This is a genomic window from Streptomyces sp. NPDC002776 (genome assembly GCF_053592195.1).
Window position 1 is genome coordinate 22,776 of the sequence record NZ_JBSFVG010000009.1, and the last position, 25,144, is coordinate 47,919.

General features: G+C 72.0%; 19 protein-coding genes. 7 read left to right on the forward strand and 12 right to left on the reverse strand.

The genetic code is table 11. The features are described from left to right. A complete protein-coding gene (locus tag ACWD11_RS19320) occupies positions 1-801 on the reverse strand; it encodes a crotonase/enoyl-CoA hydratase family protein (protein WP_389417944.1) in 801 nt (266 codons plus the stop codon). 165 nt (positions 802-966) lie between these two features. Here ACWD11_RS19320 and ACWD11_RS19325 point away from each other — a divergent pair, with 165 nt between their 5' ends. Then, on the forward strand, positions 967-2,568 hold the full coding sequence (locus tag ACWD11_RS19325) for an acyl-CoA synthetase (protein ID WP_389417943.1): 1,602 nt from the start codon (positions 967-969) through the stop codon (positions 2,566-2,568). Positions 2,569-2,897: 329 nt separating this feature from the next. Then, the gene (locus tag ACWD11_RS19330) at positions 2,898-4,436 is read left to right on the forward strand and encodes a sulfatase (RefSeq protein WP_451284615.1); all 1,539 of its coding nucleotides are present in this window, start codon (positions 2,898-2,900) and stop codon (positions 4,434-4,436) included. A 27-nt stretch (positions 4,437-4,463) separates the two neighbouring features. On the opposite strand, the gene ACWD11_RS19335 is transcribed toward ACWD11_RS19330, so the two are convergent. Continuing rightward, a complete protein-coding gene (locus ACWD11_RS19335; protein ID WP_451284305.1) occupies positions 4,464-5,312 on the reverse strand; it encodes an alpha/beta fold hydrolase in 849 nt (282 codons plus the stop codon). A 10-nt stretch (positions 5,313-5,322) separates the two neighbouring features. Beyond that, positions 5,323-6,822 (reverse strand): acyl-CoA synthetase, encoded by a 1,500-nt coding sequence (locus ACWD11_RS19340; RefSeq protein ID WP_389417941.1) that lies wholly within the window; start codon positions 6,820-6,822, stop codon positions 5,323-5,325. Positions 6,823-6,946: 124 nt separating this feature from the next. On the opposite strand from ACWD11_RS19340, the gene ACWD11_RS19345 reads away from it, so the two are divergent. Both ACWD11_RS19345 and ACWD11_RS19350 read left to right on the forward strand, forming a co-directional pair. Then, positions 6,947-9,355, forward strand: coding sequence for a penicillin acylase family protein (locus ACWD11_RS19345; RefSeq protein WP_451284307.1), 2,409 nt, complete (start codon positions 6,947-6,949; stop codon positions 9,353-9,355). A 202-nt stretch (positions 9,356-9,557) separates the two neighbouring features. Beyond that, entirely contained in the window at positions 9,558-9,830 is a 273-nt protein-coding gene (locus ACWD11_RS19350; protein ID WP_389417939.1) for a hypothetical protein, read from the forward strand. A 38-nt stretch (positions 9,831-9,868) separates the two neighbouring features. On the opposite strand, the gene ACWD11_RS19355 is transcribed toward ACWD11_RS19350, so the two are convergent. Together ACWD11_RS19355 and ACWD11_RS19360 are read right to left on the reverse strand one after the other, a co-directional pair. Next, positions 9,869-11,422 (reverse strand): acyl-CoA synthetase, encoded by a 1,554-nt coding sequence (locus ACWD11_RS19355; protein WP_451284309.1) that lies wholly within the window; start codon positions 11,420-11,422, stop codon positions 9,869-9,871. Next, on the reverse strand, positions 11,419-12,528 hold the full coding sequence (locus ACWD11_RS19360) for an NAD(P)H-dependent flavin oxidoreductase (protein WP_451284311.1): 1,110 nt from the start codon (positions 12,526-12,528) through the stop codon (positions 11,419-11,421). The genes ACWD11_RS19355 and ACWD11_RS19360 overlap by 4 nt, the downstream gene beginning before the upstream one ends. A 168-nt stretch (positions 12,529-12,696) precedes the next feature. On the opposite strand from ACWD11_RS19360, the gene ACWD11_RS19365 reads away from it, so the two are divergent. Beyond that, the gene (locus ACWD11_RS19365; protein ID WP_451284313.1) at positions 12,697-14,460 is read left to right on the forward strand and encodes a serine hydrolase; all 1,764 of its coding nucleotides are present in this window, start codon (positions 12,697-12,699) and stop codon (positions 14,458-14,460) included. A 19-nt stretch (positions 14,461-14,479) separates the two neighbouring features. Here the strand turns inward: ACWD11_RS19365 and ACWD11_RS19370 are convergent, their stop codons facing one another. From ACWD11_RS19370 to ACWD11_RS19390, 5 genes are all read right to left on the reverse strand, one after another. Continuing rightward, on the reverse strand, positions 14,480-14,695 hold the full coding sequence (locus ACWD11_RS19370; RefSeq protein ID WP_250072661.1) for a hypothetical protein: 216 nt from the start codon (positions 14,693-14,695) through the stop codon (positions 14,480-14,482). Between the two features lie 125 nt (positions 14,696-14,820). Further along, positions 14,821-16,398 carry a phytoene desaturase family protein gene (locus ACWD11_RS19375; RefSeq protein WP_451284315.1) on the reverse strand — a complete coding sequence of 526 codons (1,578 nt, stop codon included), beginning with the start codon at positions 16,396-16,398 and terminating at the stop codon, positions 14,821-14,823. A 59-nt stretch (positions 16,399-16,457) separates the two neighbouring features. Further along, positions 16,458-18,692 (reverse strand): tetratricopeptide repeat protein, encoded by a 2,235-nt coding sequence (locus ACWD11_RS19380; RefSeq protein ID WP_451284317.1) that lies wholly within the window; start codon positions 18,690-18,692, stop codon positions 16,458-16,460. Between the two features lie 107 nt (positions 18,693-18,799). Then, positions 18,800-19,978 carry an acyl-CoA dehydrogenase family protein gene (locus ACWD11_RS19385; protein WP_451284319.1) on the reverse strand — a complete coding sequence of 393 codons (1,179 nt, stop codon included), beginning with the start codon at positions 19,976-19,978 and terminating at the stop codon, positions 18,800-18,802. A gap of 115 nt (positions 19,979-20,093) precedes the next feature. Beyond that, on the reverse strand, positions 20,094-20,468 hold the full coding sequence (locus tag ACWD11_RS19390; RefSeq protein ID WP_389417932.1) for a ferredoxin: 375 nt from the start codon (positions 20,466-20,468) through the stop codon (positions 20,094-20,096). Positions 20,469-20,539: 71 nt separating this feature from the next. Here ACWD11_RS19390 and ACWD11_RS19395 point away from each other — a divergent pair, with 71 nt between their 5' ends. Further along, positions 20,540-20,905, forward strand: a complete 366-nt coding sequence (locus ACWD11_RS19395) for a DUF6479 family protein (RefSeq protein ID WP_389417931.1) — start codon at positions 20,540-20,542, stop codon at positions 20,903-20,905. 76 nt (positions 20,906-20,981) lie between these two features. Here the strand turns inward: ACWD11_RS19395 and ACWD11_RS19400 are convergent, their stop codons facing one another. Next, a complete protein-coding gene (locus ACWD11_RS19400) occupies positions 20,982-23,363 on the reverse strand; it encodes a phosphoketolase family protein (RefSeq protein WP_451284322.1) in 2,382 nt (793 codons plus the stop codon). A gap of 48 nt (positions 23,364-23,411) precedes the next feature. Here ACWD11_RS19400 and ppk2 point away from each other — a divergent pair, with 48 nt between their 5' ends. Continuing rightward, positions 23,412-24,230, forward strand: a complete 819-nt coding sequence (gene ppk2, locus ACWD11_RS19405; protein WP_451284324.1) for a polyphosphate kinase 2 — start codon at positions 23,412-23,414, stop codon at positions 24,228-24,230. 21 nt (positions 24,231-24,251) lie between these two features. Here ppk2 and ACWD11_RS19410 read toward each other — a convergent pair whose 3' ends face one another. Continuing rightward, complete coding sequence (locus tag ACWD11_RS19410) at positions 24,252-25,139, reverse strand: universal stress protein (protein WP_451284326.1); 888 nt, start codon at positions 25,137-25,139, stop codon at positions 24,252-24,254. Between the last annotated feature and the right edge of the window lie 5 nt (positions 25,140-25,144).

Consider the following 25,144-nt stretch of genomic DNA (forward strand, 5'->3'; position numbering starts at 1 on the left):
TCAGGCGCGCTTGTAGTGGGGCGGTCGCTTCTCCGCGAAGGCGCGGGCGCCCTCCTTGGCGTCGGCGGTGTCGAAGAGGGGCCAACCGCGCTCGAGTTCGGCGGCGAGGCCCTCGGTCTCGGTCAGCTCGGCGGTCTCGTACACCGACGCCTTGACGGCCTCGACGGCGAGCGGGCCGCAGGCGTTGATCTGTTCGGCGATCTCCAGGGCCTTGGCGAGGGCGGTGCCGTCGGGGACGACATGGCCGATCAGGCCGATGCCGGCGGCCTCCTGGGCGCTGTAGGGGCGGCCGGTGAGCAGCATTTCCAGGGCGTGGGTGCGCGGGATCTGGCGTGGCAGCCGGACCGTCGAGCCGCCGATCGGGAACAGGCCCCGCCTGACCTCGAAGAGGCCGAAGGTCGCGGAGTCGCCGGCGACGCGGATGTCGGTGCCCTGGAGGATCTCGGTGCCGCCGGCCACGCAGTGCCCCTCGACGGCGGCGATCACCGGTTTGCGGGGGCGGTGGTGGCGCAGCATGGCCTTCCAGTGCAGGTCGGGGTCGGCGGTGAGCCGGTCCCGGTACCGCTCGCCCGCCATCCCGCTGCCCGCCAGGGCCTTGAGGTCCATGCCCGCGCAGAACGCGCCGCCCGCGCCGGTCAGCACGATGGAGCGGACGGTGTCGTCCTCGTCGGCCTCGATCCAGCCGTCGTACAGACCGACGAGCATGGGCAGCGAGAGCGCGTTCCTGGCCTCGGGCCGGTTCAGCGTGAGCACGAGTGTGGCGCCCTCGCGCCGCACGGTGAGGTGTTCGGTTCCGCTCATCGACCGTCTCCCCTCATGAGAACGAGAACAGGTTGCAGGAGCCGGCGGAGCACTTCAAGAGTTTTCTGACAGACAGTCAGATTTGTTGTGCGCGGAGTCTTCCCAGTCATGCCGCCCTTTGCTCTGATGACCGGCAACCGAGGGACAGCGAGGTCAGGAGGAGCGGTGGAGTACAACCTTGCCGACCTGTTCGAGTCGGTCGTGGACGTGGTGCCGGACCGCGAGGCGCTGGTGTACCTCGACCATCCGGGCACCGGTGCGGAGCGCCGGCTGACGTATGCCGAGCTGGACGCGGCGGCCAACCGGATCGGGCACCATCTGCTGGACAGCGGGATCCGCCCCGGCGAGCACCTCGGACTGCACCTGTACAACGGCGTCGAGTACCTCCAGACGGTACTGGGCTGCCTGAAGGCCCGGATCGTGCCGGTGAACGTCAACTACCGCTACATCGCCGAGGAGTTGGTCTATCTCTACCGGGACGCCGATCTGGTGGCGGTCGTCTTCGACGCCGAGTTCGAGGACCGGGTGGCGGCGGCCCGGCCGCGGGCGGAGCGACTGCGGCACCTGGTGCGGGTGGGGGACGGCACCACCGGCATCTCCTTCACGCAGGCGGAGGCCGATGGTTCACCGGAGCGGGGGTTCCCGGCGCGGTCGGGCGACGACCAGTTCATCATCTACACCGGCGGCACCACCGGGATGCCCAAGGGTGTCATGTGGCGCCAGGAGGACCTGTTCTTCGCGGGGCTCGGCGGCGGGGCGCCGACCGGTGAGCCGGTGAAGACACCCGGGGAGCTCGCCGAGCGGGTCGCGGCCGGCGGGTCCGGGATCACCTTCTTCCCCGCTCCCCCGCTGATGCACGGCACCTCCACGCTCACCGCGTTCATCGGCTTCAACTTCGGTCAACGCGTCGTGCTGCACCGCCGGTTCGTGCCCGAGGAGGCACTGCGCACGATCGAGAAGGAGAAGGTCACCAGCGTGTCACTGGTCGGCGACGCGATGCTGCGGCCGCTCATCGACGCGCTCGGCGGGCCGCTGCGGGGCACCGACTGCTCGTCGCTGTTCAGCGTGTCGTCGTCCGGGGCGATCATGTCGGAGACCGTACGGCGGCAGTTCCTGGAACTGGTGCCGAACGTGATGCTGCTGGACAACTTCGGCTCCTCGGAGTCCGGTTTCAACGGCACGGCCACCGAGGACTCGGGTCCCGGGCGCGGCTTCCGCATCCGCGTCAACTCCCGTACCCGGGTGGTCGATCCGGCCACGCGCGAGCCGGTCGGGGTCGGCGAGGTGGGCCGGGTCGCGCAGTGCGGGAACGTACCGCTCGGCTACTACAACGACCCGGCGAAGACCGCGGAGACCTTCTTCGAGAAGGACGGGCGGCGGTGGGTGCTGCTCGGGGACATGGCGACCGTCGACGAGGAAGGCGTGGTGACCGTCCTCGGCCGGGGTTCGCAGTGCATCAACACCGGCGGCGAGAAGGTGTACCCGGAAGAGGTGGAGCAGGCGCTCAAGTCCCATCCGGACGTGTACGACGCGCTGGTCGCCGGGGTCCCGGACGCGAAGTGGGGCCACCGGGTGGCGGCCGTCGTCCAGCTCCGCGCGGGCGCGGGCCGGCCCTCCCTGGAGGACATCCAGAACCACTGCCGGTCCCATCTCGCCGGGTACAAGATCCCGCGCCGGCTGGTGGTCACGGACGCCATCCGCCGCTCGCCGAGCGGGAAGGCGGACTACCGGTGGGCGCGGGCGGTGGCGGTCGCCGCGGACCGGTGACCCGGCTGGGCCGATTCGGTGAATCCCGGGGCGGTGCGGATTGAACCGTAGGGGACGTGCGAGCGTACTGATGGTGGGGGGCGGGTTCGCCATGCCGTCGCCCGGTTTGCGCACGGTTCGCAGGAAGGTCCTTCGTGTCGCTGTTCACGCGTCCTCGTCAGCAGATCGTCCCCGAGGTCGCGGACGCGGACGGTCCGCCTGGGGCGCCGGGCCGGTTCCGTCTGCGGCAGCGGTACCCGCGGGTGGCTCGGGGCGTGTCCGTCGCTACGACCGTGCTGGCCGCCGCCCTGGTCCTGTTCGCCCTGCTGCTGCCGAACCGCCTGGAGCGCATGTCGGTCGACATGTTCGTGCGCATCCCCGCCGAGGGCGTCCTGCTCGCCGGGCTGCTGCTCCAGCTTCCGCCCCGGGCCCGGCGGATCTGCGCGGGAGCCGCGGGGGCGCTCCTAGGTGTGCTGACCGTGCTGAAGTTCGTCGACATGGGCTTCTACTCGGTGCTGGCCCGCCCCTTCGACCTGGTCCTGGACTGGATCCTGTTCGACGACGCCGCCGAGTTCCTGCGCACGTCGGTCGGCCGCACCGGTGAGCTGCTGGCGATCGTGGCGGTGATCGTGGGAGTCATCGCCGTGCTGGTGCTGATGACGCTGGCTCTGCTGCGGCTGACCTCGATGATGGTGCGCCACCGGCCCGTCGCCGCCCGTACCACGCTGATCCTCGGCACCGCGTGGATCACCTGCGTCACGCTGGGCGTGCAGTTCACCGAGGTGCCCGTCGCCTCGAAGATCAACGCCGACTACGTCGAGAACCGCGTCGAGCAGGTCCGGGCGGGACTGCGGGACGCGGAGGTGTTCGAGAAGCAGGCGGCCGTCGACGCCTTCGCCGACACTCCGCCGGACCGGTTGCTGACCGGACTGCGGGGCAAGGACGTGCTGTTCACCTTCGTCGAGAGCTACGGCCGGGTCGCGATCGACGATCCGGCGATGGCAGGGCAGATCGACACGGTGCTCGACGAGGGCACCGAGCGGCTGCAGGCCGCTGGATTCGCCTCGCGCAGCGCCTGGCTCCGGTCCCCGGTGACGGGGGCGGGCAGCTGGCTCGCGCACTCCACGTTCCTGTCCGGACTGTGGATCAAGAACCAGCAGCGGTACCGGAGTCTGACCACCAGCGACCGCGCGACGCTGGGCAGCTACTTCCGCAAGACGGGTGCGTGGCGCACGGTGGGCATCGTGCCGGGGGTGCGCAGGGCCTGGCCGGAGGGGAAGTTCTTCGCCCTGGACCACATCTACGACTCCGAGCACCTCGGCTACCACGGCCCGTACTTCAGCTGGACACCCGTGCCGGACCAGTTCAGCCTGGAGGCGTTCGAGCGCCTGGAGCGCGGCAAGAAGGACCGTGAGCCGATCATGGCCGAGATCATCCTGGCCTCCAGCCACAACCCCTGGGCACCGGTCGCCCGCATGATCGACTGGGAGGACCTCGGCGACGGCTCGGTCTTCCACCGGATCAAGGAGGAGGGCAAGGACCCCAAGGAGGTCTGGAAGGACCCCGACAGCGTCCGCGCCGAGTACGCCAACGCCATCGAGTACTCGCTGCGCAGCCTCGTCGAGTACGTCGAGCGCTACGGCGACGACGACACGGTCCTGGTCTTCCTCGGCGACCACCAGCCGGTACCGACGGTCACCGCGGGCAGCCGCAGCAAGGACGTCCCCATCACCATCGTCGCCCGCGACCCGAAGGTCCTGGACCGCATCTCCGACTGGAACTGGACGGACGGCCTCAAGCCGGCCGAGGACGCCCCCCAGTGGGGCATGCACGAGTTCCGGGACCGCTTCATGACGGCGTACGGGCCGGAAACGGCTCCCCGGCGCTGACGGTGGTTCCGCGGCCGGGGCGGCGTCCTACGAGCGACCCGCCCCGTCCAGGAACCTTCCGACGCGCTGCGCGAACCACTCCGGGTCGTCCAGCCACGGGAAATGGCCGGCGCCGGGCTGCACCGCCACTTCGGCGTGCGGGAAGACGTCCCCGGTGCGGTGGGCCAGGGCGGGGTTGGGGGCGCCGTCGAGTTCACCGGCCAGGACGAGGACGGGCGCGGGCAGCCGGGAGAGGGCCGCCCGGGTGGCGGGAGGGTCGTAGGCGCCCTCGGAGCCGTACACCCCGGCGGCCTCGTCGTTGTACTCCTCGTCCGCGCGGGCGTCGTGCTCCTGGGCGGCCCGGTCCCAGCGGCCGTAGAAGAAGGGCGAGAGTTCCGGCACGAAGTCCCCGGTGCCCCTCAGCCAGGCCTCCAGGGCCGGGAACGCCTCCCCGAACCAGGGCTCCGACTTGCGCAGCCGCGCCGCCGCGAGGCGGTCCTCCGGCGTCGCCGGGGTGCCGAGGGCCCACGGGTTGGGGGTCACCAGCACCAGCCGCCGGACCCGCTCCGGGTGGCGGGCGGCGTGGAGCATGGCGAGACTGCCGCCCGCGGAGTGGCCCAGCAGGTCGATCCGGTCCAGGCCCAGGTGGGCCCGGAGCGCCTCCACGTCGTCCACGAGCCGGTCGCAGCGGTACGTCGCCGGATCCGCCGGGACGTCCGAGTCCCCGGTGCCGCGCAGATCGAGCCGGATCAGGCTGCGCCCGGCGGCCGGTCCGCCCAGGTCACCGAGGTAGGAGGAGGCGCGCATCGGCCCGCCGGGCAGGACCAGGAGCGGCTCGCCCTCGCCCTGCCGGTGATACGCGAGGCGGGTTCCGTCGAAGGCGGTGAAGGTCGGCACGGCGTCGATCCTAGGAGCCGGCGAACCGGTCCCGCAGCTCCCTCTTCAGAATCTTGCCGCTGGCGTTGCGGGGCAGCGCGTCCACGAAGACCACCCGCTTGGGCGCCTTGAAGTGCGCGAGCTTCTCACGGGCGTGGTCGATCAGTTCGGCCTCGGTGACCTCCCCGCGCGGGACGACGACGGCGGTGACCGCCTCGATCCACCGCTCGTCGGGCAGCCCCACCACCGCCACCTCGGCCACCGCCTGATGCGTGTAGAGCGCGTCCTCGACCTGGCGCGAAGCGACCAGCACCCCACCGGAGTTGATGACGTCCTTCACCCGGTCGACGATCGTGAAATAGCCCTCGGGGTCCTTCACGGCCAGGTCCCCGGAGTGGAACCAGCCGTCGCGGAAGGCCTCGGCGGTCTCCTCGGGCTTGTCCCAGTACCCCTCGCACAACTGCGGTGAGCGGTAGACGATCTCGCCGGGCGTGCCGTCGGGCACGTCCTTGCCGTCCTCGTCGACCACGCGCGCGTCGACGAAGAGCACCGGCCGGCCGCAGGAGTCCATCCGCCCCGCGTGCTCGTCGGGGGCGAGGACGGTCGCCAGGGGGCCGATCTCGCTCTGGCCGAAGCAGTTGTAGAAGGCCAGGTCCGGCAGCCGTTCGCGCAGCCGCTCCAGTACGGGCACCGGCATGATCGAGGCGCCGTAGTACGCCTTGCGCAGACCGCCGAGGTCGCGGGTGGTGAAGTCGGGGCGGTTGGCCAGGCCGATCCAGACCGTGGGCGGCGCGAACAGGCTGTCCACGCGGCCGGCTTCGATCAGGTCGAAGAGCCGGTCGCCGTCGGGCGCGTCCAGGATGATGTTGCGGGCGCCGACCGCCAGATAGGGCAGCAGGAAGACGTGCGTCTGCGCCGAGTGGTACAGCGGCAGGGAGTGCGCGGGCCGGTCCCCCGCGCCCAGGTCGAGCGCGGTGATGGCGCTCAGGTACTCGTGCACCAGGGCGCGGTGCGTCATCATCGCGCCCTTCGGCAGGGCGGTCGTCCCCGAGGTGTACAGCAGCTGCACCAGGTCCTCGCCGCGCGGCTCGGGGCCGTCGTACGCGGGGGCCGAGTCCAGCAGGCCCAGCAGGGACCCTTCGGCGTCGCGCAGCGGCAACGTCCGTACGCCGTCGGGCAGTCGGTCCGCCAGGTCCGGGTCGGTGAGGACGAGCGTGCTGCCGGACTGGCCGACCAGATAGGCCAGGTCGTCACCGGTGAGGTTCTGGTTGACCGGCACGTGGACGAGCCCGGCGCGGGCGCAGGCGAGGAAGCCGATGAGGTAGGCGTCGGAGTTGTGGCCGTAGGCGCCGACCCGGTCGCCGGGTGCGAGGCCCTGGTCGAGCAGGACGCTCGCCGCGCGGGAGACGGCCGTGTCGAACTCGTCGTACGTCCATGTCCGGTCGCGGTACTCCACCGCGACGCGTGCCGGGGTGCGGCGGGCGCTGCGCCGCAGCACCCCGTCGACCGTGCTGCCGTGTCCGGGCGTCATGACAGGTGATCCTCGGCCCCCGCCGAAAGGAGGTCAAGACAGCCGACGACGACACGCCCCCCTGGACACATACCGGTTGGTACGCTCAACCGCCCCTTCCCGCCCACAGACGTTGGGAGGCTTGATGCGCATCCGCCCGAGACGGCTCGCCGTCGCGGCCCTGGCCCTGCTCACCGCCACGGCCACACTGCCGGCGGCCGCGGCCGACCGCCAGGACCGTCGTGACCACCCTTCGCACGGCGGCCTGTCGGCCGTGATCCGCTACACCGAGTACGGCATTCCGCACATTCTCGCGAAGGATTACGCGAACCTCGGCTTCGGCACCGGATGGGCGCAGGCCGCCGACCAGGTGTGCATACTGGCCGACGGTTTCGTGACCGTGCGCGGCGAGCGCTCCCGCTTCTTCGGCCCCGACGCGGCGAGCGACTCCTCGCTGTCCTCGGCGACCCGGAACCTCTCCAGCGATCTGTACTTCCGTGGCGTGCGGGAGGCGAAGACGGTCGAGAAGCTGCTCGCCGAACCGGCGCCACGCGGTCCCAGCCGCCAGGTGGAGGAGCTGATGCGGGGCTTCGCGGCCGGGTACAACGCCTGGCTGCGCCAGAACGAGATCACCGATCCGGCGTGCAAGGGCGCCGCCTGGGTGCGCCCGGTCACCACGCTCGACGTGGCCACGCGCGGCTTCGCCCTGTCGGTGCTGGGCGGTCAGGGCCGGGCGGTGGACGGCATCACGGCCGCGCAGCCGCCGACGGGCGCGGCGGCATCGGCGCCCGACGCCCAGGACACCGCCCGCGCCGCGCGCGAACTCCTCGCCGCCGACACCGCCGACATGGGCTCCAACGCCGTCGCCTTCAGCGGCGCCACGACGGCGAACGGCCGCGGGCTGCTGCTGGGCAACCCGCACTACCCGTGGCAGGGCGGCCGCCGCTTCTGGCAGTCGCAGCAGACCATCCCGGGCGAGCTGAACGTGGCGGGCGGTTCGCTGCTCGGCAGCGCGACGATCTCGATAGGACACAACGCCCATGTGGCCTGGAGCCACACCGTCGCGACGGGCGTCCCGCTCAACCTCCACCAGTTGACGCTCGATCCGGCGGATCCGACGGTGTACCTCGTCGACGGGAAGCCGGAGCGCATGACGCAGCGCACGGTCACGGTGGCGGTGAAGGACGGCGCGCCGGTGACGCGGACGCAGTGGTGGACGCGGTACGGGCCGGTCGTCACCTCGCTCGGCGCCGCGCTGCCGCTGCCGTGGACGGCCACCACGGCGTACGCCGTCCACGACCCCAACGCCGTCAATCTGCGCGGCTCCGACACCGCGCTCGGCTTCAGCAAGGCCCGCGGCACCGCGGACGTCCTCGGCTCGCTGCGGCGCAGCCAGGGTCTGCCCTGGGTGAACACCATCGCCGCGGACTCCTCCGGGCACACCCTGTTCACGCAGTCGCAGGTGCTGCCCCGGATCACCGACGAGCTGGCGCAGACCTGCTCCACCCCGCTCGGCAAGGTCACCTACCCCTCCGCGGGTCTTGCGATCCTCGACGGCTCGCGCGGCGCCTGCGCGCTCGGCGCCGACCCCGACGCCGTGCAGCCGGGGATCTTCGGGCCCGCGAAGCTGCCGACGCTCACGGACGCCCCGTACGCGGAGAACTCCAACGACAGCGCCTGGCTGTCCAACGCGGACCGGCCGCTGACGGGGTACGAGCGGGTCTTCGGCACGATCGGCACGCAGCGCTCGTTGCGGACGCGCGGCGCGATCGAGGACGTCGCGGCGCTGGCGAACCGCGGTGAGCTGACCGTACGGGATCTTCAGCGGCAGCAGTTCGCCAACCGGGCACCGGCGGGTGATCTGGCGGCGAAGGACGCGGCGGCGGCCTGTGCGGCTCTGCCCGGTGGCACGGCAACGGCCGGTGACGGCAAGGCGGTTGACGTCTCGGCCGCCTGCGCGGTCCTGGCCGCCTGGGACCGCACGACCGACACCGGCAGCCGGGGCGCCCTGCTCTTCGACCGCTTCTGGCGCAAGCTGACGGCCACGGTCCCGTCGGCCCAGCTGTGGAAGGTGCCGTTCTCGGCGTCCGACCCGGTGGGCACCCCGAACACCCTGAACACCGCGGCGCCGGGCTTCACCACCGCCCTGGCGGACGCGGTCGCCGAACTCCGGGCGGCGGGCATCCCGCTCGACTCCCCCCTCGGTGAGCACCAGTTCGTCGTACGGGACGGCAAGCGCATCCCCGTCCCGGGCGGTACCGAGTCGCTGGGCATCTGGAACAAGATCGAGCCGGTGTGGGACGCGGCGAAGGGCGGCTACCCGGAGGTGACGACGGGCTCCAGCTACATCCAGGCGGTCGGCTGGAACGGCACCCGCTGCCCGGTGGCCCGCACGCTGCTGTCCTACTCCCAGTCCTCGAACCCCGACTCGCCCCACTACAGCGACCAGACGAAGCTGTTCTCAGCCGAGAAGTGGGTGACGTCCCGCTTCTGCGAGAAGGACATCCTGACATCACCGTCCCTCCGGTGGGTGGTGGCACGGGAGCGCCGGTGAGGGCGCCTGATCGCGTACGGCGGTGACATGGACCGCCGTGGCCCCGCTTGGGTCGCGGCGGTTCGTGTCTCCTGAATGCCCCCGACCGTCAGCCACTCGGACTTTCTGGTTCCCCGCGGAGAATGATCATCTCGTTGCCACGCACCTGCCCTACGTACCGTTCCCGGCTCGCCGGGTGTGCTGTGGTGAGGGCGGCGGGACGTTGGTCGAAGCCGGTGTGGAGCGTGTGGGAGAGGGGATCCATACCGAGCCCGGGCTGAGCGAGGGGAAGGATTACCGGCTCAACCTGGTGTGTGTCGGCAGCGGGACCGCGCGACTGGCGTTCGTGCCCTCGAAGGCGGGTGCGGAGGCGGCAGTGCCCTGTGATGAGTCAGTGGTGCAGCAGCGCATCACCGGGGGTGACTTCGTGCGGATCGACGTGGACGGCGCCAAAGGGGCTATCGGCGTGGTCGCTTGGCGGATCAACGCCCTTTGAGCCGGGGGGAGTGACTGTCCGGCAGCGCGGCTGGGGCATCACACCCCCCGCGTCCGCCCCTCCCAGTACGGGTCCCTCAGCTTCCGCTTGTACAGCTTGCCGTTCGGGTCGCGGGGCATTTCTGGGGTGAAGTCGATGGACTTGGGGCGTTTGTAGGGGGCCAGGTGGTCGGCGCAGTGGGTGAGGAGAGTCGTGGCGAGGTCGGGTCCCGGCTCGTGGCCTGGGGCCGGTTCGATCACCGCCTTCACCTCCTCGCCCCAGTCCTCGTGCGGTACGCCGAAGACGGCCGCGTCGGCGACCGCGGGGTGGGCGAGGAGGGCTGACTCGATTTCGGCCGGGTAGATGTTGACCCCGCCGGAGATGATCATGTCGATCTTGCGGTCGCGGAGGAAGAGGTAGCCGTCCTCGTCCAGATAGCCGAGGTCTCCTACCGTGAAGAAGTCGCCTATGCGGTTCTTCTTCGTCTTGTGTTCGTCCTTGTGGTAGGCGAAGCCGCCGGTGGTCATCTTCATGTAGACGGTGCCCAGTTGGCCCGGTGGGAGGCGGTTGCCGTCGTCGTCGAAGACGGCCAGTTCGCTGATGGGCCAGGCCTTGCCGACGGTCCCGGGCTTCTTCAGCCAGTCCTCCGCCGTGGCGAAGGCGCCGCCGCCCTCGCTGGCCGCGTAGTACTCCTCCACGCAGTGGCCCCACCAGTCGATCATCGCCCGCTTCACATGGTCGGGGCAGGGTGCGGCGCCGTGGATGGCGTGCCGCATCGCGGAGACGTCGTAGCGGGACTTCACCGGGTCGGGCAGGGCCAGCAGGCGGTGGAACTGGGTGGGGACCATGTGGGTGTGGGTGCACCGGTGGGTGTCCATCAGGCGGAGCATCTCCTCCGGGGTCCACTTGTCCATCAGCACCAGTCGGTGCCCGATGTGCAGGGACGCGCCCGCGAACTGCAGGACCGCCGTGTGGTACAGCGGGGAGCAGACGAGGTGCACATTGCCGTCGTAGGGCTTGATGCCGAAGATGCCGAGGAAACCGCCGAGGTAGGCCTCCTCGGGGAGCTTGCCGGGCAGCGGGCGGCGGATGCCGCGCGGGCGTCCCGTGGTGCCCGAGGTGTAGTTCATGACCCAGCCGAGGGTGCGGTCGGCGGGCGGTGACTCCGGTTGCCCGGCGAGGAGTTCGGCATACGACCGGAATCCCGCGACCGTGCCGACGGCGTACCGGTGGGTGGCCGGGAGCCCGGCCTCGTCGGCCGCTCGGCGGACCGGTTCGGTGAACCGTTCGTGGGCGATCAGCACCTTGGCGCCGGAGTCGGCGACGATCCAGGCGATCTCCGGGCCCACGAAGTGGTGGTTGACCGGCACTAGGTAGAACCCGGCCTGGCTGGCGGCGAGATACGCGGTGAGGAACTCGACGCCGTTGGGGAGGACGACCGCGAAGGCGTCCCCGCGCTCGAGCCCCGCGGCCCGCAGGCCGTGGACCAAGCGGTTGGCGGCGGAGTGCAGTCGCCCCGCGGTCCACTCCTCGCCGTCCGGGGCGACGAGAACCGTGCGGTCGGGATCCTGGGTCGCCTGGGCCCAGAAGCCCACGGGCGGGGTGCCGGTCACTGGACGCTCCTTCCGGCGATGCGGTTGATGCGGTTCACCGCCCGCTCGAAACCCCGGGTGAGGTCGTCGAAGACGGCCTGGACGCTGCGTTCGCTGTTCATCCGGCCGACGATCTGGCCGACGGGCGTGCCGAGCAGCGGTTCGACCTCGTACCGCTGGATGCGGGAGACCGCGTCGGCCACGAGGAGCCCCTGGAGGGGCATGGGGAGGGTGCCGGGTCCGGCCGGGTCGTCCCAGGCGTCGGTCCACTCGGTGCGCAACTGGCGGGCCGGTTTGCCGGTCAGCGCGCGGGAGCGGACGGTGTCACCGGAGCCCGCGGCGAGGAGCTTGCGGGTCAGCGCCCGCGAGTGCAGGTCGGCCTCCGTGGTGGTCAGCCACAGGGAGCCCAGCCATACGCCCTGGGCGCCGAGGGCGAGTGCCGCGGCGGCCTGCTCCCCGCTGCCGATGCCGCCGGCGGCCAGCACGGGCAGCGGGGTGACGGCCTCGACGACCTCGGGGGTGAGCACCATGGAGGCGATCTCGCCGGTGTGGCCGCCGGCCTCGTAGCCCTGGGCGACCACGATGTCGATGCCGGCCTCCTGGTGCTTGCGGGCGTGCCGGGCGCTGCCCGCGAGGGCGGCGACCAGGACGTCCTGGTCGTGGGCCCGGTCCACGACGTCCGCGGGCGGTGAGCCGAGGGCGTTGGCGAGCAGGGCGATCGGGTAGTCGAAGGCGACGTCGAGCTGGGTGCGGGCGACCTGCTCCATCCAGCCGGTGATCCGCCAGCCGGACGCCTCGCCCTCGGCCAGCTCGGGCACGCCGTGCTTGGCGAGGGTGTCCTGGACGAACGCGCGGTGCTCGTCGGGGATCATCGCCTCGACGTCGGCCTCCGTGACCCCTTCCACCTTCTTCGCGGGCATGACGACGTCCAGCCCGTAGGGCTTGCCGTCGATGTGCTGCTCGATCCAGTCGAGGTCGCGTTTGAGCTCGTCGGGGGCGGTGTAGCGGACCGCGCCGAGCACCCCGAAGCCGCCGGCCCGGCTGATGGCCGCGGCGACGGCGGGGAACGGCGTGAACCCGAAGACGGCGTGCTCGACTCCCAGTTGCTTGCTCAGCTCCGTCTGCATGGGCGCAGGATGCCGGAGTCCTCCGGAGGACGGAAGAGTTTTCCTGATGGACTGTCAGATTTGTTGCGCCGAACGCCTGGTTGACACGACCCCCGTCTGACAGGAAAGTTTCAGCGCGCACGGTGATCCCGGAAAGATACTTTCAGGCGGACTCGCGGGAGGAACCCGATGACCGACGACCGACACGGCCTGACCCGGCGTCAACTGGCCCGAAGAGCCCTGGCCCTGGGCGGCGCCCTGGCCCTCGTCCCCTTCCCGGCGGGACCGGCGGCCGCGTCCACCGGCCGCAGCACCCTGCGGTACGGCTCACCCGAGCGGGCCGGACTCCTCCCCGCCCACCTCCGCCAACTCGTCACCGACGCCCGCGCCTTCCTCGGCCCCTCCCCCAAGCACCCCTGGTACGCGGGCGCCGTGCTGCTCGCCGGGCGGGGCGGCACCGTGGCGCTGCACGAGCCGATCGGGATGGCGGTGCGCTACTCCGCGTACGACGAGAAGACCGACACCGGCGTCGAGTTCCCCGCCGACCGGCAGATCCCGATGGCCGAGGACACCGTCTTCGATCTCGCCTCGGTGTCCAAGCTGTTCACCTCGATGCTCGCCGTGCAGCAGATCGAGCGGGGCGCGCTGGAGCTGGAGGCGAAGGTGGCCTCCTACCTGCCGGAGTTCGGCTCGGCGGGCAAGAGCGAGATGACGATCCGTCAACTCCTGACGCACACCTCGGGCTTCCGCGCCTGGATTCCCCTCTACAACGCGCCCACCTACGAGGACAAGCTCCGGCTCATCTGGAACGAGGCCCCGCTGAATCCGCCGGGCACCCGATACCTGTACTCCGACCTGAACCTGATCTCGCTCCAGCTCGTCCTGGAGGAGATCACCGGCCGCCCGCTGGACGTCCTGCTCCACGACGACGTCACCGGTCCGCTCGGCATGGACCGCACCCGCTACAACCCACCCGCCTCCTGGAAACCCGGGATCGCCGCCACGGAGGACGCCCGCAAGCCCTGGTCGGGGCTGGACCGGGGCCTGGTGTGGGGAGAGGTGCACGACGAGAACGCCTTCGGCCTCGGCGGGGTCGCCGGGCACGCGGGCGTCTTCTCCTGCGCCTGGGACCTGGCGGTGCTCGGCCGGACGCTGCTCAACGGCGGCACCTACGGCCGGACGCGGATCCTCGACCCGGAGTCGGTGGAGCTGATGTTCACCGACTTCAACACCGCCTTCCCCGGCGACGAGCACGGTCTCGGCTTCGAGCTCTACCAGCACTGGTACATGGGCGCGATGGCCACGCCGCGCACCGCGGGCCACACCGGGTTCACCGGCACCTCGCTGGTCCTCGACCCGACGACCGACTCGTTCCTGGTGGTGCTCGGCAACTCGGTGCACCCGGTGCGCAGTTGGCGGTCCGGGTCGGCGCCCCGGGTGGCCGCCGCCAACAACCTGGCGCGGGCCGTCCCGGTCCGCCCACGCCATGGCCGTACCGCCTGGTTCTCCGGCATGACCGCCTCCGCCACCGCCACCCTCGCGCTGCCCGCGCTGGACACCTCGGCGGGCGGGGCCCGGCTGCGCTGCGCCCTGTGGTGGGACACCGAGCCGCAGGCGGACGCCCTCGTCCTGGAGGCCAGCGCGGACGGCGGGGCGACCTGGCAGCCGGTGCCCTTCACCACCGCACTCCCCGGCGGGGAACTCCAGGAGCGCCCGGCGGGAACGGTCACCGGCTGGTCCGGCCGCGTCTGGCACCGCCTGACCGCGGACCTCCCGGCCGCACGGCAACTGGCCCTGCGCTGGCGGTACGCCACGGACCGGCTGTACGTGGGCCGGGGCGCCTATGTGGACGGCCTGCGGGTCGCGGACCCGGACGGCGTCCTGTTCGACGAGGCCCGCCCGGCGGACGCGGCCCGCATCACGGCATCCGGCTGGACGGCGTCAGGGGACTGACGGGCCGGTGAACGCCGTGTCAGCCCTCCCACACCTCGGGACCGCCGCCCTGCCAGTCGATCAGCGAGGACTGCACGACGTCCATCTCGTCCCAGTCCTGCAACCCGGCCTCCTGGAGGAACGCCGTGACGTCGAGCAGCCGGTAGGCGATGCCGACGTACCGGCCGTCGATGCGGACGCGCCGACCACCGTCCGCGGTGGGCGGGAGGACTGCGACGGGGTGATCGGTGGCCATGAGGCCAGCGTGCCGGTAGGGCGGCCGGGGCGCACGAGGTGCTGCTCCGATCGCCGGTTCAGCGGGACGCGCGGGCGCCCGGCGTCATCGACCACCTCAGGTCCTGGGGCAGGGCGGCCTGACGCTCAGGCGCCGCCCTGTTCCAGCACCGCCATCGCCGCGTTGTGTCCGGGCACCCCGCTCACTCCCCCGCCGCGCACCGCGCCCGCTCCGCAGAGCAGGACGTTCGGATGCTCCGTCGCCACGCCCCAGCGGCCGGTGCCGTCCTGGGTGTGGGGCCAGGACAGGTCGCGGTGGAAGATGTTGCCGCCCGGCAGGCGCAGGTCGCGCTCCAGGTCGAGCGGGGTCTTCGCCTCGATACAGGGCCGTCCCTCGGCATCCGTCGCCAGCAGCTCGGCGAGCGGTTCGGCCAGGTGCGCGTCGAGCTGCGCCAGCGTCGACTTGAGCAGTTCCTCGCGTACGGCGTCGTTGTCCCGCGCGAAGAGCCGGGCCGGGGTGTGCAGGCCGAAGAGGGTGAGCGTGTGGTAGCCGCGGTCGACGAGACCCGGGCCGAGGATCGTGGGGTCGGTGAGGGAGTGGCAGTAGATCTCCGAGGGCGGGGCGGCGGGCAGTTCACCCGCGGCGGCCTGCGCGTGGGCGGCGGCCAACTGCTCGTAGCCCTCGGCGATGTGGAAGGTCCCGGAGAACGCCTCGCGGGGGTCGACGGAGCTGTCCCGGAGCCTGGGCAGCCGCTTGAGCAGCATGTTCACCTTGAGCTGGGCGCCCTCGGCGGGCTCCGGTGAGGTGCCGCCGGTCAGCTCGGCCAGGTCCCGCGGGGAGGCGTTCACCAGGACATGCCGGGCGGCGACGACGCCCTCCCCTCCGGCGGTGCGGTACCTGACCTCGGCGGTTGCGCCGTCCGTGTCGATGCGTACGGCCTCGTGGCCGGTGGCGAGGACGGCGCCGGCCGCCCGCGCCGCCGCCGCGATGGCGTCGGTGAGGGCGCCCATGCCGCCGACGGGCACGTCCCAGGCGCCGGTGCCGCCGCCGATGACGTGGTAGAGGAAGCAGCGGTTCTGCTTCAGGGACGTGTCGTGGGCGTCGGCGAAGGTGCCGATCAGGGCGTCGGTGAGGACGACGCCGCGCACCAGGTCGTCCGAGAAGCGGTCCTCGATCGCGGCGCCGATGGGCTCCTCGAACAGGATCCGCCAGGCCTCCTCGTCGTCCACCCGGCGGCGCAGCTCCTCGCGGGTGGGCAGCGGTTCGGTGAGCGTGGGGAAGACCCGCTTGGCGACCTCGCCGGTCAGGCCGTAGAAGCGCTGCCAGGCGGCGTACTCGCGCTCGTCGCCGGTGAGCTTCGCGAACGCCTCCCGGGTGCGCCGCTCGCCACCGCCGACCAGCAGACCGGTGGCCTGTCCGGCGCGTTCGGCCGGGGTGTACGAGGAGATCGTGCGGGCGCGGACCCGGAAGGTCAGGTTGAGGTCCCGCACGATCTTCTTGGGCAGCAGGCTGACCAGGTACGAGTAGCGGGACAGCCGGGCGTCGATGCCCGCGAAGGGACGGCTGGAGACGGCGGCGCCGCCGGTGCGGTCCAGCCGCTCCAGCACCAGCACGGACCGGCCGGCCCGGGCCAGATAAGCGGCGGCGACCAGGCCGTTGTGCCCGCCTCCGACGATGACGGCGTCGTACGCGCGATGTCCCGGGTGTCCCTCGTGTGCAGGCATGGTTCTTGGTAACACGGGCTGATCCAGGTCGGCCAGGGCTGGGCAGCGCTCCGGACCGGTCAGGGGCCGCCGGTCGCTCCCCGCTGCCGCAGCGCCGCGACCTGACGGTACAGCTCGACCGCCTCGGCCATTCGGCCGAGCTGTTCCAGGCAGTGGGCCTCGTCGTCGCGGCCGGCCAGGGTGTCGGGGTGGGCGGGGCCCAGGACGCGTTCGCGGGCCGCGGCCACCTTGCGGTACTCGGTGAGCGCGTCGGACCAGCGGCCCAGCCAGCCGAGGCCGACGGCGACCTCGCGGCGGCTGACGAGGGTGTCCGGATGGTCGGGGCCGAGGACCCGCTCGCGGATCGCGCACACGTCACGGGACTCGGCAAGGGCCTCCTCCCAGCGGCCCAGGCGGCCGAGGTTGACGCCGAGGCCGTGGCGGGCGCGCAGGGTCTCGGGGTGGGTGGGGCCGTGCACCCGGGTGCGGTCGGTGATCAGTTCGCGGTACAGCCGGCGGGCCTCTTCGCTGCGGCCGAGCCGGCCGAGGCTGATGCCGACCTCGTAGCGGGCGGCGAGGGTGTCGGCGTGGTCGGGGCCGAGCGCCCGGGCGCGGGCCTCGGCGACCTCCCGGTAGGTGTGCAGGGCCTCCGCCCAGCGGCCCGACCGGCCGAGCGCGTAGGCGACTTCGTAGCGGGTGACCAGGGTTTCCGGATGGTCGGGGCCCAGCACCCGGGCGCGGGCCTCGGCCACCTCGCGGGCCATGCGGTACGAGTCCTCCAGGCGGCCGAGGCGGCTGAGGTTGAAGGCGAGGTTGTGGCGGCAGCGCAGGGTGTCGGGGTGCTCGGCGCCCATGGTCCGCTCGCGGGCGGCGAGCACCGAGTTGTAGACCTCGTGGGCGTCGAAGTGGCGGCCCAACTGGCCCAGTACGTACGCCATTTCCTGGCGGGCGGCGAGCGTCTCGGGGTGGTCCGGGCCGAGGGCGAGGCTTCTGGCGCGGGCGACGTGCTTGTACGCGCGCAGGGCGTCGGCCGCGCGGCCGGTGCGGCTGAGGGTGAAGGCGACCTCGTAGCGGCTGGCGAGGGTGTCGGGGTGCTCGGGTCCGAGCAGGTGCTCCCGTTCGGCGGCGACCGCCCGGTGCACCTCCCCGGCCTCCGCCCAGCGGCCGAGCCGGCCGAGGCTGAGCCCGGCGTTGTGCCGTCCGGCCAGTGCGGTGAGCACCGCCGGGTCGGGGACGGGCGGGTCCTCGGGGGCGGGGTCGGGCCGGCCCGGGGCGGGGCGCGGGATCCACTCGCCGGTGAGTCCGGCTCCGGCGTCCGGGGGCGTGGTGCGCAGTCCGGCGCCGGTGGCCTTGTGGCCGGTGGTCATGCCCCGGGTCCAGGACGGCAGCCGGACCTCGCGGCCGGTGTGCTCGGGTGGCCGGAGCGCCGGGCGCGGGCTGAGGACGGTCGGCACGTACGTCGGCGTGCCGCGGCCCAGGACGATGCGGCGGCCCACCTCGCGTGCGTCGCGCGGCCGGTCCTCGGGGCCTTTGGCCAGCAGGTCCAGGACGATCCGCTCCATGAACTCGGGGAGGTCGGGGCGGTGTTCGCGGGGCGGGCGCGGCGGGGTGTCGCGGTGCCCGACGAGGACCGCCCAGGCGTCGTCGAGGTCGAAGGGCGGTGCGCCGGTGGCGATCTCGTAGAGGACACAGCCCAGCGAGTACAGGTCGCTGCGCCGGTCGACCTCCGCGCCGCCGATCTGCTCGGGGGACATGTAGTGCGGGGTGCCCATGGCGATGCCGGTGCCGGTGAGCCGGGAGGTGAAGCCGATGTCGGCGCCGAGGCGGGCGATGCCGAAGTCGCAGATCTTCACGGTGCCTTCGGTCAGGCGCACGATGTTCGCGGGCTTCAGGTCGCGGTGCACGATGCCCTGCTGGTGGGTGTAGGCGAGAGCGGCGGTGACCTGGTCGGCGATGTCCACGACGGCGGGCACCGGCAGCGGACGGTGGTCGTTGTCCTCCAGGAGCTGACTGAGGTTGCGGCCCTCCAGCAGTTCCATGACGAGGTAGAGGACGCCGTCGGACTCCCCGAAGTCGTGGACGACGGTGACGCCGCGGTGCTGGAGGGCCGCGGCCACCCGGGCCTCCCGGCGGAACCGTTCCCTGAGCACGCGGGTGAACTGCTGGTCGTGGTGCGGGCCCAGCGGTTTGAGGCACTTCACGGCGACCTGACGGCCGAGCGACTCGTCGCGCGCCCGCCACACCTCGCCCATGCCGCCGCGTCCGATCAGGTCCAGGAGCCGGTACCGGCCCTGGATCAGCCTGCTGTCCCCCATCTCCCGCGCCCGCCCCCGTCGCTGTGGTCCCCCGCCGACCCCTGGCTCGTCCAGTATGGCGAGCTGTCGTCCGACTTTGTACGGTGCCGAGCGGGGGGGTGAGCGGGCTAGCGCCGCACGCGTGGCATGCCCAGGCCGATCCAGGAGATGATCTCGCGCTGGATCTCGTTGTTGCCGCCGCCGAAGGTGAAGATGACGGCGGAGCGGTAGCCGCGCTCCAGTTCGCCGTGGAGGACCGCGCCCGCCGAGCCCTCCTTCAGGGCGCCGGGTGCGGCGACGATCTCCATCAGCCAGGCGTAGGCGTCGCGGCGCGCCTCGGAGCCGTAGACCTTGACGGCGGAGGCGTCCTGCGGGGTGAGGGTGCCGTCCTGGACGGCCTGCACCATCTGCCAGTTGAGGAGTTTCAGGGCGTCGAGGCGGACATGGGTCCGCGCGAGCAGGCGCCGCACCCAGGGCAGGTCGACGACGCGGCTGCCGTCGGCGAGCTTGGTCTGCGTCGCCCAGCGCTGGACGTCGTGCAGGGCGCGGATCGCCATGGTGCCGTGGGCGGCGAGGGTGACGCGCTCGTGGTTGAGCTGGTTGGTGATCAGCCGCCAGCCCTGGTTCTCGGCGCCGACGCGCCGGGAGACGGGGACGCGGACGTTCTCGTAGTAACTGGCGGTGGTGTCGTGGCCGGCGAGGGTGTTGATCAGGGTGCAGGAGTAGCCGGGGTCACTGGTCGGTACCAGGAGCATGGTGATGCCCTTGTGCGGCGGGGCGGCCGGGTCGGTGCGCACGGCGAGCCACACCCAGTCCGCGGTGTCGCCGTTGGTCGTCCAGATCTTCTGCCCGTTGACGACGTACTCGTCGCCGTCGCGCACGGCGCGGGTGCGCAGCGAGGCGAGGTCGGTACCGGCGTCGGGCTCGCTGTAGCCGATCGCGAAGTCGAGTTCGCCGGAGAGGATCCGCGGCAGGAAGTACGCCTTCTGCTCGTCGGTGCCGAACTGCATGATCGTCGGGCCGACGGTGTTCAGCGCCATCAGGGGCAGCGGTACGCCCGCCTGGGCGGCCTCGTCGAAGAAAATGAACTGGTCCATCGCGCCCAGGCCGCGGCCACCGTACTCCTCGGGCCAGCCCACGCCGAGCCAGCCGTCGGCGCCGAGGCGCCGGATGGTCTCGCGGTAGAAGCGTTTGTGGGCGGCGGGGTCCGCGTGGCGGGCGTGCCCCGTGTCCGGCACCAGCTCGGCGAAGTAGGCGCGCAGGTCGGTGCGCAGCCGTTGCTGCTCGGGCGTGTGGTCGAGATGCACGGCGCCTCCAGGGTTGCCCTTGGCCGGTCCTGACGGCGCACACCGTAGAACGTGTTACAGAAATAGGGAATGCCGGGGACGCCTCACCTGCGTCTCGCCCGCGCGCGGGGGTGTCTCACGTCAGCGTCTCCAAGAAGTCCGTGCACGCCTGGGCGCACTCGCGGCACGCCTTCGCGCCGTCCTCCGCGCCCAGCCAGTCGTCGAACACCTGCGCGGTCTCCAGGCACACCGTGCGGCACCACTCCAACTGGACGCGGACGCTCTCCTCGTCCGTCAGGCCCTGCTCGGAGAGCATGCGGCAGGTCGCGTCGCACACCTCCGCGCACATGATGCCCTTACGCCGTACGCGTTCTTCTTCCGCCGTCCCGTCGGGTTCCGCCAGGCTCGCGCGCAGCGCGCAGGCCCGCGCACACTCGGTGCACGCCTGGGCGCACGCGAAGCGGTCCTCCAGGTACTGGAAGAGCTCCTGCTGCGAAGTAGTCGAGGTCACAGGGTGCGGGTAGCCGCCGCTCGGGGGGTCAAACCCGGTTGAATTCGAGCGCCAGGGGTACTCGCGAGCTCATGAATACGACCTGGCTGGACTTGGCCGCCGAGAGCGGCGCCCTCGGAATCGGACTGATCGTCGCTGGCGTGGTCGTCGTGGCGCTGCTCCTCGGCGCCTTTGTGCTGGGCTCCCGGATCAGGCGCCGGGAGCCCGGGCCGCCGAGCCCCGAGGAGCAGCCGCGGATGCCCGCCGACGGCCCGGTGCGCGAGGTACGGGAGACCCGCGAGCCGAACGAGATGCCCCGCAGCGACCACCGCCTGACCCCGCACGAGATGCCCGGGCACGGCAACATGCCCTCCCGCTCGAACCCGGAGAAGGAGCGCCCGCGCTGGAACCAGGACAGTGGCGGCTCCTTCGGCAGCGGCGGCCCGGGCGGCACCTGACGCCCGTAGACCGGGGCTGGGCGGAACGCCTCCCCTCTCAGGGCCCATCGGCCCTGAGAGGGGAGGTTCTGTTTTCTCAGGCGTTCCAGCTCCACTCCGCGATCTCCGGCATGTCACTGCCGTGCTCGCGGATCCAGGCGTGGTGGCGGGTGCGGGCGTCGGCCATCTCCTGGCGTACGGCCGCGGCGCGCACCGCGAGGCCGGGGACGCGGTCGATGACGTCCATGACCAGGCGGTAGCGGTCGAGGTCGTTGCGGACGACCATGTCGAACGGTGTGGTCGTGGTGCCGTACTCCTTGTAGCCGCGCACGTGCAGGTGCTGGTGGCCGTTGCGGCGGTAGGCGAGGCGGTGGATCAGCCACGGGTAGCCGTGGTAGGCGAAGATCACCGGCTTGTCGGCGGTGAACAGGCCGTCGTACTCGCGGTCGCCCATGCCGTGCGGGTGCTCCTCCTCGGGCATCAGCCGGGCGATGTCGACGACGTTGACCACGCGGACCGCGAGCTGGGGCAGATGGCGGCGCAGCAGCTGGGCGGCGGCCAGGACCTCCTGGGTGGGGACGTCACCGGCGCAGGCGAGGACCACGTCCGGCTCGCCGCCGTTCTCGCTGCCCGCCCAGTCCCAGATGCCGGCGCCCCGGGCGCAGTGGGCGCGGGCCTCGTCCATCGAGAGCCAGTCGAAGCAGGGCTGTTTTCCGGCGACGATGACGTTGACGTAGTCGCGGCTGCGCAGCGCGTGGTCGGCCACCGAGAGCAGGGTGTTGGCGTCCGGCGGGAGGTAGACCCGGACGACCTCGGGGCTCTTGTTCAGGACGTGGTCGACGAAGCCGGGGTCCTGGTGCGAGAAGCCGTTGTGGTCCTGGCGCCACACATGGGAGGTCAGCAGGTAGTTGAGGGAGGCGATGGGCGCCCGCCACGGCAGTTCCCGCGAGGTCTTCAGCCACTTGATGTGCTGGTTGACCATCGAGTCGACGATGTGCACGAACGCCTCGTAGCAGGAGAACAGCCCGTGCCTGCCGGTCAGCAGGTACCCCTCCAGCCAGCCCTGGCAGGTGTGCTCGGAGAGGATCTCCAGGACCCGGCCGTGCCGGTCGAGGTGCTCGTCGACGGGCAGGATGCCGGCCTGCCATGCCTTGCCGCTGCTGTCGAAGACGGCCTGCAGCCGGTTGGAGGCGGTCTCGTCCGGGCCGACGACCCGGAAGTCCCGGCGCTCGGCGGTGTCCTTCATGATCTGGGCGAGGAGGTCGCCGAGGACCCGGGTGGGTTCGTGCAGGGTGGTGCCGGGCTTGTCGACGGGCACGGCGAACCGGTCGGGTGAGCCGATCGGCAGCTCCCGCACCAGCAGGCCGCCGTTGGCGCGTGGGGTGGAGCCCAGCCGGCGGGTGCCCTCCGGCAGACAGGCCAGGACGTCCGGGACGGGCCGCCCGTCGTCGTCGAACAGTTCCTCGGGCCGGTAGGAACGCAGCCACTGCTCCAGCCGGCGCAGGTGCTCGGGGTTCTCGCGGACGCCGGAGAGCGGGACCTGGTGAGCGCGCCAGGTGCCCTCGACCGGGAGACCGTCGACCTCGGCGGGCCCGGTCCAGCCCTTGGGGGTGCGCAGCACGATGACGGGCCACCGCGGGCGCTCGGTCGCCCCTTCCTCGCGGGCGCCGCGCTGGAGTCCGGCGATGCGGTCCAGGGCGGTGTCGAGGGCCTGGGCCATGGCGCGGTGCACGGCGGCGGGGTCGTCGCCGGAGACGTACAGCGGGTCGTGGCCGTAGCCGCGCAGCAGCTCGTCGAGTTCCGGTTCGGGCAGCCGGGCGAGCACGGCGGGGTTGGCGATCTTGTAGCCGTTGAGGTGCAGGATCGGCAGGACGGCGCCGTCGTGGACCGGGTCGAGGAACTTGTTGGAGTGCCAGGAGGCGGCCAGCGGGCCGGTCTCCGCCTCGCCGTCGCCGATCACGCAGGCGACGACCAGACCGGGGTTGTCGAAGGCGGCGCCGTAGGCGTGGGAGAGCGCGTAGCCCAGCTCGCCGCCCTCGTGGAGGGAGCCGGGGGTCTCGGGCGCCACATGGCTGGGCACCCCGCCGGGGAAGGAGAACTGCCGGAACAGCCGGCGCATGCCCTCCGCGTCGCGGCCGATGTCGGGGTACGTCTCGCTGTAGCTCCCCTCCAGCCAGGAGTTGGCGACCACCGACGGCCCGCCGTGTCCGGGGCCCCACACGCACAGCGCGTCGAGGCCGCGGGCCTTGATCACCCGGTTGAGGTGGGTGTACACGAGGTTCAGACCGGGCGAGGTGCCCCAGTGCCCGAGCAGACGTGGCTTGATGTGCTCGGGGCTCAGCGGCTCGCGCAGCAGCGGGTTGGCGAGCAGGTAGATCTGTCCGGCGGCCAGATAGTTGGCCGCCCGCCAGTGGGCGTCCAGGGTGCGCAGCTCGTCGTCGGTCAGTACGGTGCTGTTCTGGTGTTCGACCGTGGACATACGGTGACTCCTGGGTCATCGACAGGGTGACGGGCGGTGGGAGGCGGCATGGCCGGTGACAAGGCGAAGAAGCTGCCGCGCAAGGCGTACGAGCAGGAACTGCTGCGGCTGCAGACCGAATTGGTGCAGATGCAGGAGTGGGTGCGTGCGCAGGGCGCCCGTCTTGTCGTCATCTTCGAGGGACGGGACGCGGCGGGCAAGGGCGGCACCATCAAACGAGTCACGGAGCACCTCAATCCCCGCGTGGCGCGGATCGCGGCCCTGCCCAGGCCGACCGAGCGGCAGCGCACCCAGTGGTACTTCCAGCGGTACGTGGAACAGCTCCCCGCCGCCGGGGAGATCGTGCTGTTCGACCGCAGCTGGTACAACCGGGCCGGCGTCGAGCATGTGATGGGCTTCTGCACCAAGGCGGAGTACCAGATCTTCCTGAGGCAATGCCCCATTTTCGAGCGGATGCTCGTGGAGGACGGGATCCTGCTGCGCAAGTACTGGTTCTCGGTCAGCGACGCCGAGCAGCAGGACCGCTTCCGGCGCCGACTGGCGGATCCGCTGCGGCGTTGGAAGCTGTCGCCGATGGACCTGGAGTCGATCACCCACTGGGAGGACTACTCCCGGGCCAAGGACGACATGCTGGTCCACACCGACATCGTCGAGGCGCCCTGGTTCGTGGTGGAGAGCGACGACAAGCGCCGCGCCCGGCTGAGCATGATCGCCCATCTGCTGGACTCGGTCCCCTACCAGGACGTACCGCCCCAGGTGCTCGAACTGCCGGAACGGCCGCCGTCGACCGGCTACGAGCGCCCGCCGCGCGACCTCCAGAACTACGTGCCGGACCACGCGGCGAGCCTGGGACCGGACCCCGCGTGACCCGGTGACGTACGGCGCCGGCTACTTTTCCGCGGCGCGTACGACGGCGACCGGGCAGTCCGCGTGGTGCAGCACGGCCTGGCTCACCGAGCCGAGCAGCAGCCCGGTGAAGCCGCCCCGGCCGCGCGCCCCGACCACGACGAGCCCGGCGTCCGCGCTGGCCTCGATCAGCGTGTGCCGGACCCGGCCGCGCACGAGGCGGCGCCGCACCTCGACGTCCGGGTACTTCTCGCCCGGCCCGACGAGCGCTTCGGCGAGCACCCGCTCCTCCTCGTGGCGCAGCCGCTCCTCGTCGTAGGTGACGAAGGGCGGGTCGCCCGGGGCGTCGTAGACCCGCTCGGTGTGGGTGTTCCAGGCGTGCAGCGCCACCAGGTCCGTGCCGTGCCGCGAGGCGTGCGCGAAGGCGAACTCGACGGCGGGCTCGGCATGGGGCGAGCCGTCCACGGCCAGCAGGACCGGTCCCGCGGGATCCGGCCGGCCGCGCACGACCAGAACCGGACAGCCCGCGTGGGCGGCCAGGTGCGCGGCCGTGGACCCGAGCAGCAGGCTGCCGAAGCGGCTCAGGCCCCGGCTGCCGACGACCGCCAGGGACGCGGTCCTCGTCTCCAGCTCCAGCACCATCACCGGCTCGCCGACGACGACGTCACGGGAGATCTCCAGGTGCGGTGCGGCCGTGCGCGCCCGGCGTTCCGCCTCGGCGAGGGTGCCGTCGACCAGTTCGCGCACCCCGGCACTGGCCGGACTCCAGGGCGGCACATGGACCGACGGCCCCCCGAAGGCGTGCACCAGCCGCAGCCCCACGCCGCGCAGCGCGGCCTCCCGCGCGGCGACCCGCACCGCGGTCAGGCTCGCCTCCGAGCCGTCCACGCCCACGACGACCGGACCGTTCACGACGCCAGGACCGTTCATCTCCG